Consider the following 12301-nt stretch of genomic DNA (forward strand, 5'->3'; position numbering starts at 1 on the left):
TAGAGGGCATCAGGGGGCATAGTCTAGCTACCAGGCTGTTGAGCCTCAGGCTCTGTGGATGCTCACCCTGATGCCAAGGCCTGCTGGCAGCTAAACAACAAGCCCGGAGAGACACAAGGCTCTGTCCGAAAAGTCGACGAGTGCAGGCACTTTTCAGACGAGCCCTAGTGCAGCTTTAGCCTGGGCTTGAGGAAGCGGTTAAGCCCATCCACCACCACCATCATGGCGGTCTTGACCGTGCCGTGGATGGCGCGCTGGTGCATGCGGTAGAGCGAGGCGTAGAAGAAGCGCGCCAGGTTACCCTCGATGAACAGACTACGGGCCGAGGCGGCGCGCATCAGGCTGCCGATGGCGTCGAAGTGGGCCAGCGAAATCAGCGAGCCTCGGTCGCGGAAGACAAATTCCTTGAGCGGCTTGCCGTCGACCACGGCACACAGGTTGCGGTAGAGCACGCCGGCCTGCTGGTGGGCGGCCTGGGCCCTGGGTGGCACCACCGTGCCGTCTTCCTGGGGGCAGCTTGCGCAGTCGCCGAAGGCGAAGATGCGCGGGTCATCGATGCTCTGCATGGTGGCGGCCACCTTGACCCTGTTGTTGCGCTCCACCTCCAGCCCCAGTTCTGCCAGGAAGGCCGGAGCCTTGATGCCGGCGGCCCACACCCCCAGGTCGATCTCGATGGCGTCATCGTCGGTGGTGTGGATGGCGCGCTCGTCGACCATGGTCACCCGGGTGTCCACATGGACCTTGACCCCCAGGTTCTCGAGTTCCTTGTGCACCGCGCCGCTGATGCGGTCCGGCAGCGCCGGCAGCACCTTGGGTGCGGCCTCGATCAGGTGGACCCGCAGGTGCTCGCGGCCCAGCGCGGTAAAGCCGTAGCTCTTGAGCATGCGCGAGGCGTCGTGCAACTCGGCGGCCAGTTCGACGCCGGTGGCCCCGGCCCCGATGATGCCCACGGTAATGCAGGGATCCTGATCCTCGAGCCGGGTGCTGTAGCGCATGAAGGTATTGAGCAGTGCCTGGCGAAAGCCTTCGGCCTGGGCAGGGCTGTCGAGGAAGTGGCAGTGGTCCGCCACGCCTTTCGTGCCGAAGTCGTTGCTGACGCTGCCGACTGCCAGTACCAGGTGATCGTAGTCGAGACGCCGCGCCGGCAGGATCTCGTTGCCCTCGTCATCGACGATGGGGGCCAGGGTCAGTTGGCGGGACTCGCGATCCAGATCGCACAGGGTGCCGCGCTGGAAGCGGTAGCCGTTGGCCGCCGAGTGGGCCTGATAGGAAATCTCGTCGAGGCCCGAGTCGAGGACGCCGGTGGCGACCTCATGCAACAGCGGTTTCCAGATGTGGGTCGAATTGCGATCGACCAGCACGATGTCGGCCTTGTCCTTCTTGCCGAGCCGTCGTCCCAGGCGCGTGACCAGCTCAAGGCCGCCGGCGCCGCCGCCGACAACCACGATGGTGGGTTTGCTCATGATGAGCTCCAGAAAAAAGGTGGAGCGCCATCATAGACAGATAAGTGCTTGGCTGACCACGGCGCTTGCGCCAGAATGTGCGCCGCGCATAGATATTCCAATTTCGGCATAGTCGAGGAGACGGCCTATGGGTGACGCCCTGGAGGGGGTGCTGTTGGTGGCCTTCGATCTGGATGGCACCCTGATCGATTCGGTCCCGGACCTGGCAGCGGCGGTGGATGCCGCCTTGATCGACGTCGAACTGGCGCCGGCAGGCGAAGCCAGGGTGCGCGACTGGGTCGGCAATGGTGCCTGGGTGCTGCTGGAACGTGCCCTGACCGATGCACTGGGCGAGGCCCCCAGCGAGGTGCTGTTGAAGACCGCCCACGAGCGCTTCCTCGAGCACTACCATCGCCGTCCCTGCGACAGGACGAGGCTCTATCCGGGGGTGACGGAGACCTTGAAGCGGCTGTTCGGGCGGGGTCTGATCCTGTGTCTGGTCACCAACAAGCCCGAGGCCTTCATCCACCCGATCCTCGAGCACCTGGGTATCGATGGCTTCTTTTCCGCCTGCCTCGGTGGCGACACCCTGCCTCGTCGCAAGCCTGATCCCATGCCGCTGCGGCACCTGTCCCAGCAGTTCGACGTCTGTCCCTCGTACTGTCTTATGGTGGGCGACTCCCGTCACGATGTCGCGGCGGGCAAGGCCGCCGGTTTCCGTACCGTGGCGGTGCCTTACGGCTACAATCACGGCGAGCCGATCAGCCTGAGCGAGCCGGATCTGGTGGTTGAATCGCTGGAACAACTCGTTTAGGGTTTTTTGGCATGACACTATCGTTAGCGTCATGCCGATAAATCCTCGCTATTGCAGGCTTTACCAGGCGCCCGTCACAGGGAATCCCGTCGTGTGGAATCCTCGAGCGCGGCGCCCGGGTCTCGCGGTAGCTGTCTGTCACTCGTTGGCTTCATTCATTCGTTTCGCTGGTGGACTGCCCATGGCCCAGCCTTGCTTCTCCTCGATGTCCTGTCCGCATCTGTCTGCGTCGCTGCCTACGACGTCCTGCGGTTGGCGATGGTGACCGTTACTCCGTTCTTGTCGTTGTCACTTTCGTCTCTTGAATTGAGGATCTGGGCATGATGACCCCCGAGCGTTTCGACGAGCTGGCCCAGGCCGGCTACAACCGTATTCCCATCACCCGCGAGATGATGGCCGACCTGGACACGCCGCTGTCCACCTATCTGAAACTGGCCGATCAACCCTGGACCTTTCTGCTCGAGTCGGTGACCGGCGGCGAGAAGTGGGGGCGTTACTCGATCATCGGTCTGCCCTGTCGCGAACGCATCGAGGTGCGGGGCTATCAGGTTCAGCATATTGTCGATGGTGACGTGACCGGCGCCACCGAAGTGGAAGATCCGCTGGCCTGGATCGAGGAGTTTCAGCGTCGCTTCAAGGTGCCGGTGCTCGACAACCAGCCGATCTTCGACGGCGGACTGGTGGGCTACTTCGGCTACGACACCATCCGCTATATCGAGCCGCGCCTGGCCGGTGTGGAGAAGGACGACCCCATCGGGGTGCCGGACATCCTGTTGATGGTGTGCGATGAGCTGGTGGTGTTCGACAACCTTTATGGGCGTCTGACCCTGTGGACCCACGCCGATCCTTCCACGCCCTCGGCCTACAGCGCCGCCCAGGCCCGGCTGAGCGCCCTGGAAGACGCCCTGCGCAGCCCGCTGTCGGTGGCCTCGCGAGTGCCCGGTGACGCGCGCCCGGCGGTGGAGGAGGGGCACTTCACCTCCGGCTTCACCGAAGAGGGCTTCAAGTCGGCAGTGGAAAGGATCAAGGAGTACGTGCTGGCGGGCGACGTGATGCAGTGCGTGCCGTCCCAGCGCATGTCGATCGAGTTCCAGGCCGAGCCGCTGGACCTGTATCGGGCTCTTCGCAGCCTCAATCCGTCGCCCTACATGTTCTTCTTCAACCTTGACGACCACCATGTGGTGGGTGCCTCGCCGGAGATCCTGACCCGCCTGGAGGATGGCATGGTGACGGTGCGTCCGATCGCCGGCACCCGGGTGCGCGGCAAGACCGAGGCCGAGGACAAGGCGCTGGAGGAGGACCTGCTGGCCGACCCCAAGGAGGTCGCCGAGCACCTGATGCTGATCGACCTGGGCCGCAACGACGTCGGCCGCATCTCCGAGACCGGCAGCGTCGAGGTGACCGATCAGATGGCCATCGAGCGCTACTCCCACGTCATGCACATCGTCTCCAACGTCACCGGCAAGCTGAAGCCGGGCTACAGCGCCATGGACGTGCTGCGCGCCACCTTCCCGGCGGGCACCCTGTCCGGAGCGCCCAAGATCCGCGCGATGGAGATCATCGACGAGGTCGAACCGGTCAAGCGCGGCGTCTACTCCGGGGCCGTCGGTTATCTGTCCTGGCATGGCAACATGGACACCGCCATTGCCATCCGCACCGCGGTGATCAAGGACGGTCAGCTGCACGTCCAGTGTGGCGCCGGCGTGGTGGCGGACTCGGTGCCCCAGTCCGAGTGGGACGAGACCCTGAACAAGGGGCGTGCGCTGTTTCGTGCCGTGGCCATGGCCGAGCAGGGACTGCGCTGAGTTCGGCCTGACATCCGCTTGACAGCCATGACCACGACACACACTATAAGCCCATGATGAATATGACCTCCGCACCGTCCCGTGATCGCCAGCAGTGGTGGCGCCCCTTCGACTGAAGCGGGCGGAGGAACCCTGAGCGCCGGGGTGTCGCGGACCACGGTCTGGACAACGACGGTCAGGACAGCGAAAGTGCCGCCCGCGAGGCGGCATTTTTGTGTGTGGGTCGTCTCGCTGGGTGAAGCCCAATATTGAATCCTGGAGCCACCATGATCTTGATGCTCGATAACTACGACAGCTTCACCTACAACATCGTCCAGTACCTGGGCGAACTGGGCGCCGAGGTGGTGACCCGACGCAACGACACCATCAGCCTCGACGAGATCGAGGCCATGGCGCCCAGCCATATCGTAGTGTCGCCGGGGCCCTGCACGCCCAACGAGGCCGGCATCTCGCTGGAGCTGATTCGCCACTTCGCCGGCAAGCTGCCGCTGCTCGGTGTGTGCCTCGGCCACCAGGCCATCGGCCAGGTGTTCGGCGGCAAGGTGGTCCGCGCGCCCCAGGTCATGCACGGCAAGACCTCCGACATTCGCCATGCCGGACAGGGCGTGTTCAAGGGCCTCGATGATCCGCTCTCGGTGACCCGCTACCATTCGCTGGTGGTGGAGCGCGAAAGTCTGCCGGAGTGTCTCGAGATCACCGCCTGGACCGATGACGACGACGTCACCCCCGGCCTGATCATGGGCCTGCGCCACAAGGAGCTGCCCATCGAAGGGGTGCAGTTCCACCCGGAATCGATCCTGTCGCGACAGGGACACGAGATGCTGGCCAACTTCCTCGAGCGCCACTGACTACCATCAGGAGACTTGCATGCAGATGACCAATGCCATCGCGGCGGTGATGCGCCGGGAGAACCTGGGCCGAGAGCAGGCCTATGCGGTGATGCGCACCATCATGACCGGCGAGGCCAGCGACGCTCAGGTCGCCGCCTTTCTGATGGGCATGGCGATGAAGGGCGAGACCGCCGAGGAAATCAGTGGCTGCGCCCAGGTGATGCGCGACCTGATGACGCCGGTAACGCTGTCCTGCGACAACGTGGTGGATATCGTCGGCACCGGTGGGGACGGCGCCAACCTGTTTAACGTATCCACCGCCTCGAGCTTTGTCGCTGCCGCCGCCGGCGCCCACGTGGCCAAGCACGGCAACCGAGGGGTGTCGTCGTCCTCGGGCAGTGCCGATCTGTTCCAGGTGGCCGGCATCGGCCTGGATCTGGACGCCGAACAGGTGGGCCGCTGCATCGAGGAGGTCGGCGTCGGCTTCATGTTCGCGCCCAACCACCACCCGGCCATGCGTCACGCCATCGGTCCGCGCCGCGAGATGGGCGTGCGCACCCTGTTCAATATTCTGGGGCCGTTGACCAACCCTGCCAGTGCGCCCAATCAGCTGCTCGGCGTCTACCACGCCGACCTGCTGGAGTTGATGGTGGAGGTGCTGCGTCAGCTCGGCAGTCGGCATGTGCTGGTGGCCCACGCCGAAGACGGCCTGGACGAAATCTCGCTGGCGGCACCGACCCGCATCGCTGAACTCAAGGATGGCGAGATCCATCGCTATACCCTGACCCCCGAGGATGTCGGTATCGAGCGTCAGTCGCTCGCTCCGCTCAAGGTCAAGACCGCCGAGGACAGCCTGCGCCTGGTCGAGAAGGCGCTTTCCGGCGAGGGGCCTGCGGCGGATATCGTCGCCCTCAACGCCGGCGCCGCCCTCTACGCCGCCGACGTGGCCGATTCCCTCAAGGAAGGCGTGCTGATGGCCCAGGACGCCCAGGGAACCAGGCTGGCGCTGGAAAAGATGAAGGAACTGGCCCACTTTACCCGGGTGTTCGCTCAGTAGGACCTTTCTGAAAAGAGCCCGACGGGCCGCAAGGAGAATCACAACATGGCCAATGCCACCCCGACGATCCTCGAGCGAATCCTCGAGCGCAAGGACGAGGAGGTCGCCAGCCGACGCCGCCAGGTCAGCGAGCAGGCGCTGCTCGCGCGTGCGCGAGAGCAGGATGCACCGCGCGGTTTCGTCATCTCGCTGGCCGAGCGGATCCGCGACGGCGACGCCGCAGTGATCGCCGAGGTCAAGAAGGCGTCACCCTCGAAGGGGCTGATCCGTGAGGACTTTCGCCCGGCCGAGATCGCCGCTCAGTACGCCCGGGGTGGGGCGGCCTGCCTCTCGGTGCTGACCGACGCCGACTTCTTCCAGGGCCATGAGGACTACCTGATTGCCGCCCGCGAGGCGTGCAGCCTGCCGGTGATCCGCAAGGACTTCATCGTCCACGGCTACCAGGTCAGCGAGGCGCGGGCCATCGGCGCCGACTGCATCCTGCTGATCGTCGCCGCCTTGGAGGACGCCCAGATGCGCGACCTGCACCAGCAGGCTGGCGAGCTTGGCATGGACGTGCTGGTCGAGGTCCACGACGCCCAGGAGCTGGAGCGGGCGCTGGCGCTCGATCTGGATCTGGTCGGGATCAACAACCGCGACCTGCATACCTTCAATACCCGACTCGAGACCACCCTGGAACTGCTGCCGCGGATTCCGCCCGAGGTCACGGTGATCACCGAGTCCGGCATCCACAGCCGCGACGATGTGCTGCGCATGCGCGAGAACGACGTCCATGGCTTCCTGGTGGGCGAGGCCTTCATGCGCGAAGAAGATCCGGGCGAGGCCCTGCGGCGACTGTTCTTCTGAGTCCTGTGCTCGCCTGAAGACACCTCGGGCCGGTCATCGACCGGCCCGAGGTGTTTTTATTTCCGACTACTTTGCCGGTCTGGCATGACCAGGCGGATCACATGATCGCCCTTGCGCGGTGTCAGCGGCGCGTCGGCGGTGGCGATGCGCGGCCGCCCGGAAGTGCCGACACAGATCAGCGGCGCCGAGTCGGTATCGCCGGGGAAAGCCCCCTGACGTCTCGCGCTGGCGACGTCCCTGGCCTGGAGGGGCGCTTGCCGGGTGTCTGTGCTGTGGGCGTGACCTGGGCGTCTTTCTCCCCTTTCTCCACTCGCACGCTTGTCGCCGCTGGCGCGCAGCAGCGCCCGTGAGCGGGGGGCTTCGTCGAGCCTTTCGACCTCGAAGCGAGCCCCACGCTCGACCAGGCTCGAGAGCTGGGCAAAGGTCATCTCGCGGCCGAACAGGTAGGGAACATGCTCGATGGCGGTGGCGTGCTGGCGCCGGGCCTGGCGCCCCAGGTTGACCGCCAGGCGGAATACCTGGCCCTGGCCCAGCAGATGCTCGAAGTGCAGCGCGGCCAGATCATTGAGCTCTCGGTAGGGCGACAGCGGCATCAGGTAGCCGATACCGCTCAGCTCCATATGCTGGGCGGCGTGTTCGGACAGCGGGTCACCGTAGTAGGCCGAGAGCCCCTCAGCGCGGGCGGCCTGCACCGCGTCCCAGCTCGAGTCGGTCAGCAGCACGCCGAGTCGGGCCTGGCGCAGACAGTGGGCCATCTGCCGGGCCACCGGGTTGGCGCCGATGATCAGCACGCCGTGGGCCGAGGGGCGGCGCACCTTCAGCCAGTCGCCCAGCGGACGGGCCAGCAGACTCTGGGATACGACCGTGGCGATGATCACCAGAAAGGTCACCGGCACCAGACGGTCGGCGCCGGGCACACCGATCTCTTCCAGCCGCAGCGCGAACAGCGAGGCCACTGCGGCGGCGACGATGCCGCGGGGCGAGATGAACGCCAGCAGACTCTTCTCGCGCCAGTCCAGGCCGCTGCCCAGGGTGCACAGCCACACCACCAGCGGACGCACCAGCAACAACAGCACCGCCAGAAAGGCCCAGGCCGGCCAGCCCAGCAGCGCCAGTTGCTCGACCGTCAGACGTGCCGCCAGCAGGATGAACAGACCCGAGATCAGAAGAATTGACAGGGTCTCCTTGAACTCGATGATCGGTCGGGTGGGGACGCCACGCATATTGGCGAGCCAGGCGCCCATTACTGTTACCGTCAACAGGCCGGACTCGTGAAACAAGGTGTTGGACAGGGTGAACAGACCGAGCATGGTCATCAGGGTGCCGAAGCTGTGCAGCCGTTGCGGCAGCAGGTGCTGGCGCAGTACCTGGCCCCATAGATAGCCGCCGGCGACGCCGAAGCCGAAGCCGATCAACGCGGTCTGGGCGAACAGCATCAGGGTATGCGGCAGTGCCTGGGTGCCGGAGCCCAGGGCGACGAATTCGTAGACCAGCACCGCGCCGATGGCGCCCACCGGGTCGATCAGGATGCCCTCCCAGCGCAGGATCTGGGTCAGGTGCTCGCGGGCCCGCAGGGTCTGCAGCAGCGGCAGGATCACCGTCGGGCCGGTGACCACCAGCAGCGCCCCCAGCAGGCTCGCCATCTCCCAGCTCAGGCCCAGCAGCCAGCGGGCGGCCAGCGCTCCGCACAGAGCGGTGATCAGGGCTCCCCAGGTGACCAGGCGGCGCACCGTGCGGCCATGCCCTCCCAGCTCGCGAAAGTTCAGGGTGAGGCTACCCTCGAACAGGATCACCGCCACTGCCAGCGACACCAGCGGGAACAGCAGCTCGCCGAACAGGGCGTCGGGGTCGAGCAGGCCGGTCACCGGGCCTGCGGCAATGCCGGCGATCAACAGCGTCAGGATGGCGGGGACCTTGAGGCGCCAGGCTAGCCACTGTGAGCCCAGCGCCAGCAGGCCAACGGCCGCCAGGGTGAGTCCGGCATGCTCCATGGTCGGTCGACTCCGAAACGGGAAAAGCCGCGCAGCGTACTGACGCGGCGTCGATCATGCAAACCATCGCCATCATAGGCGTCAACGATGGTCTGACTCAGCTCGCCCGACGAAGTGCGCCGAGGAGCGCCTGTAGCGGATGCGGCAGCTGGCTGTCGGAGAAACGTCGGGCCTGGCTGCGACAGGAGTAGCCTGTGGCCAGCAGGCGACCGCTGCCGCCGTGCTCCTGCACCACCGGTTCCCAGGACTGGGCGTAGATGGTACGCGAGGTCGTAAGGTTGCGTGCCTCGTGGCCGTAGGTGCCGGACATGCCGCAGCAGCCCGAAGGCAGCGGCGCCAGGCGCAGCCCGAAGCGTTCAAACAACTGCTGCCAGGCCTTGGGACTGCCCGGTGCCTGGGTCTTCTCGGTGCAGTGGGACAGCAGCTGGAAGGGGGCTTCCTCGCTCAGGTCGAGTCCCGAGGGCACCAGCGAGGCGCCCAGGCTCAAAAGCCACTCCTGCAGCATCAGCACCTCAGGCACCGCCTGCTCACCCAGTGCCTTCACGTACTCCTGACGATAGGTCAGCGTCATCGCCGGGTCGATGCCCACCAGCGGCACGCCGCTGGCGGCCAGGGTGGAGAGCTCTCGGGCACGCTTGCGGGCGGTGCGCTCGAAGGCGCCGAGGAAGCCCTGGACGTTGAGCGGCTTGCCGTTGGGCTTGTAGGGCGCGACGAAGACGCGGATATCGAGGCGCGACAGCAGCTCCACCACGTCGGCGACCAGTCTGGCTTCGAAGTGGCTGGTGAAGGCGTCCTGCACCAGGATCACGCTGCGCGCCTTCTGGCGCTCGCTGAGGCGTCCCAGCGTCAGTGGTGTGGCCTCGGCCACGCCCCAGGCCTTGAGCTGCTTCTTGAGCCGGGCGCGTGACAGCCTGGGGCTGTCGACCATGCCGAGGCCGCGGGCCATCAGCCGGTCCACCAGGCGGTTATCGAGTGCCGCGTTGTAGGCCGGGGCCAGTGGCGCCAGCGCCGGCAGCAGGAATTCGAGCCCGCCGATCAGGTAGTCGCGCAGCGGTCGCAGGTAGCGTCCGTGGTAGACCTCGAGGAACTGGGAGCGGAAGGCCGGGACATTGACCTTGATCGGGCACTGGCCAGCGCAGGACTTGCACGCCAGGCAGCCGGCCATGGCGTCGTAGACCTCGTGGGAAAAGTCGTCCTTGCCGCGCAGGCTGTTGAGCGCGCGGCGGGGCAGGTGGGCGAGCCAGCCGAGCGCGGTCTCATCCTTCTTGCGCTGTGACTCCTCGACCACGTCGATGCCGGCCTTCCCCTGCAGGCGCAGCCATTCGCGCATCAGGCTGGCGCGGCCCTTGGGCGAGTGCACACGATCCCGGGTGGCCTTCCACGACGGGCACATGGCGTCGTCGGGATCATAGTTGTAGCAGGCGCCGTTGCCGTTGCAGTAGACGGCGTCGGCGTGGGCCTGCCATACCCGCTCGTCGATCTGACGATCGAAATCGCCGCGCATGGGCACCGCGTCGATGGCCAGCAGGCCGGGGTCGCTGAGGCTGGCGCCGGGCTCGGGCTGGCTGTCGGCCGCTTCGTCGGTCTCCACCAGCGGCGTGGCGATCTTGCCGGGATTGAGCTGGTTGTGCGGGTCGAAGGCACCCTTGAGGCGTCGCAGGCTGGGGTAGAGCTCACCGAAGAAGGCCGGCGCGTACTCCGAGCGCACGCCCTTGCCGTGCTCCCCCCACAGCAGGCCGTGGTAGCGCTGGGTCAGCGCCGCCACCTCATCGGAGATTTCGCGGATCATCGCCTGCTGGCGCGGGTCCTTCATGTCCAGCGCCGGGCGCACATGCAACACTCCGGCGTCGACGTGGCCGAACATGCCGTACTCGAGCCCGCGGGCATCGAGCAGGGCGCGGAACTCGGCGATGTAGTCGGCCAGGTGCTCGGGGGGTACCGCGGTATCCTCGACGAAGGGCAGCGGGCGCTTCTCGCCCTTGACATTGCCGAGCAGGCCCACCGAGCGCTTGCGCATGGCGTAGACCCGACCGATGGCGTCTCGGCCGACGGCCTGGGTGAAGCCCAGGCGGGTGACGCTGGTGTCGCTTTCGAGTCCCCGGCAGAAGGCGTCGACCCGGGCCTCGAGGCGCTCGGGGTCGTCGTCGTTGAACTCCACCAGGTTGATGCCTTCGATGGCCGGGCCGTCATCCACCGGGAAGAACTCGGCCACCGAGTCCCACACGAAGTCCTCCATGGCGAGCTTCAGCACCTTGTCGTCCACGGTCTCGATGGAGGTGGGGCGAAGCGCCTGCGGCTTTTCTGGTGACGAGCCGCCGGCCATCAGCGCCTTGGCGTCGGCGAGGGCCGCCATGAAGCTCGGGTAGCGCACATTGACCAGGATCGAGTGGCGCGGGATCGGCAGCACGTTGAGCACCGCCTCGTTGGTCAGCGCCAGCGAGCCCTCGGCGCCGCACAGCACGCTGTTGAGGTTGAAGCGGCCGTCGTCGTCGCGAAGGTGGGCCAGGTCATAGCCGGTCAGGCAGCGGTTGAGCGGCGGGAAGATCGCCTCGATGCGCTCGCGCTCCTGCTCGATGATCTTGCGGGCGGCGCGATAGGCGCGGCCCCGGGCCGAGTCCTCGGCGCACAGGGTCTCGAGTTCGTCCTCGTCGACCGCGGCGCTGATCAGGCGCTCGCCGCCGATCAGTACGCTGTCGAGCTCGAGCACATGGTGGCGGGTCTTGCCGTATTCGCAGCTGCCCTGGCCGCTGGCGTCGGTGGCGATCATGCCGCCGATGGTCGCCCGGTTGGAGGTGGACAATTCCGGTGCGAAGAACAGCCCATGGGGCCTCAAGGCGGCGTTGAGCTGGTCCTTGACCACCCCGGCCTGGACCCGCACCCGGCGGTTGTCGACGTCGATCTCGAGGATCTGGTTCATGTGCCGGGACACGTCCACCACCAGGCCGTCGCTCAGCGACTGGCCGTTGGTGCCGGTGCCGCCACCACGTGGTGTCAGGGCCACCTTGCGGAAGGTTTCCCGCCCGGCGAGCCGGCCGAGCAGCTCGAGGTCGCCTGCATGACGCGGAAACACCGCCGCCTGGGGCAGGCACTGGTAGAGCGAGTTGTCGGTGGCCAGCACCGTGCGGCTGGCGTAGTCCGGGGCGATTTCGCCCTCGAAACCTTCCGCCTTCAGGGCCTTGAGAAAGTCGACGTAGTGCTGGTCCAGTGGGGTCGCGGCATCAGCTAGGGGCAGTGGTGCGATCATGGTCTCGGTCGATACAGGCCCCGCGGCGGCGCGGCTGGCGCTATCGACAGGGCAGGAGAATGGGAGGGCGTCCACTTTACCGCGTCTCGGGGGGTGGGTGCATCCCGATCGCGCGAGAAGCGGGCGCTCGCCCCCGGTCGATGGCGCCGCCTCTCGCTTTTGCCTACAATAGCCGCCGGCAGAAATTCTACGTCCTACTTTAAACGCAGCTTTGCGATTTTACGTCTCGACGTAAATACGACGACAAGTTTCTGTGTAGTGCCTACAGCCAG

At 66.2% G+C, this 12301-nt stretch carries 8 protein-coding genes; 5 read left to right on the plus strand and 3 right to left on the minus strand.

Annotated features, from left to right (window positions below; translation table 11 throughout):
* Positions 1–164: 164 nt before the first annotated feature.
* Positions 165–1463 (minus strand): NAD(P)/FAD-dependent oxidoreductase, encoded by a 1299-nt coding sequence (locus C9F12_RS21070; RefSeq protein ID WP_108131491.1) that lies wholly within the window; start codon positions 1461–1463, stop codon positions 165–167.
* A gap of 127 nt (positions 1464–1590) precedes the next feature.
* Here C9F12_RS21070 and C9F12_RS21075 point away from each other — a divergent pair, with 127 nt between their 5' ends.
* The 5 genes from C9F12_RS21075 (at position 1591) to trpC (ending at position 6794) form a co-directional block, all read left to right on the plus strand.
* Positions 1591–2256 carry a phosphoglycolate phosphatase gene (locus C9F12_RS21075; RefSeq protein ID WP_108131492.1) on the plus strand — a complete coding sequence of 222 codons (666 nt, stop codon included), beginning with the start codon at positions 1591–1593 and terminating at the stop codon, positions 2254–2256.
* A gap of 323 nt (positions 2257–2579) precedes the next feature.
* Positions 2580–4061: an anthranilate synthase component I gene (trpE, locus tag C9F12_RS21080; RefSeq protein WP_108450123.1), complete on the plus strand. Its 1482-nt coding sequence runs from the start codon at positions 2580–2582 to the stop codon at positions 4059–4061.
* A gap of 266 nt (positions 4062–4327) precedes the next feature.
* Entirely contained in the window at positions 4328–4909 is a 582-nt protein-coding gene (locus C9F12_RS21085) for an aminodeoxychorismate/anthranilate synthase component II (protein ID WP_045994387.1), read from the plus strand.
* Positions 4910–4928: 19 nt separating this feature from the next.
* Entirely contained in the window at positions 4929–5948 is a 1020-nt protein-coding gene (gene trpD / locus C9F12_RS21090; RefSeq protein WP_045994365.1) for an anthranilate phosphoribosyltransferase, read from the plus strand.
* A 45-nt stretch (positions 5949–5993) separates the two neighbouring features.
* Entirely contained in the window at positions 5994–6794 is an 801-nt protein-coding gene (trpC, locus tag C9F12_RS21095) for an indole-3-glycerol phosphate synthase TrpC (protein WP_108131493.1), read from the plus strand.
* 56 nt (positions 6795–6850) lie between these two features.
* Here the strand turns inward: trpC and C9F12_RS21100 are convergent, their stop codons facing one another.
* Together C9F12_RS21100 and C9F12_RS21105 are read right to left on the minus strand one after the other, a co-directional pair.
* Positions 6851–8785 (minus strand): sodium:proton antiporter, encoded by a 1935-nt coding sequence (locus C9F12_RS21100; protein WP_240184319.1) that lies wholly within the window; start codon positions 8783–8785, stop codon positions 6851–6853.
* Between the two features lie 97 nt (positions 8786–8882).
* Complete coding sequence (locus C9F12_RS21105; protein ID WP_108450104.1) at positions 8883–12029, minus strand: FAD-binding and (Fe-S)-binding domain-containing protein; 3147 nt, start codon at positions 12027–12029, stop codon at positions 8883–8885.
* Between the last annotated feature and the right edge of the window lie 272 nt (positions 12030–12301).

The sequence above is a fragment of the Halomonas sp. BN3-1 genome, assembly GCF_003056325.1.
In the GTDB taxonomy this organism is placed as follows: domain Bacteria; phylum Pseudomonadota; class Gammaproteobacteria; order Pseudomonadales; family Halomonadaceae; genus Halomonas; species Halomonas litopenaei.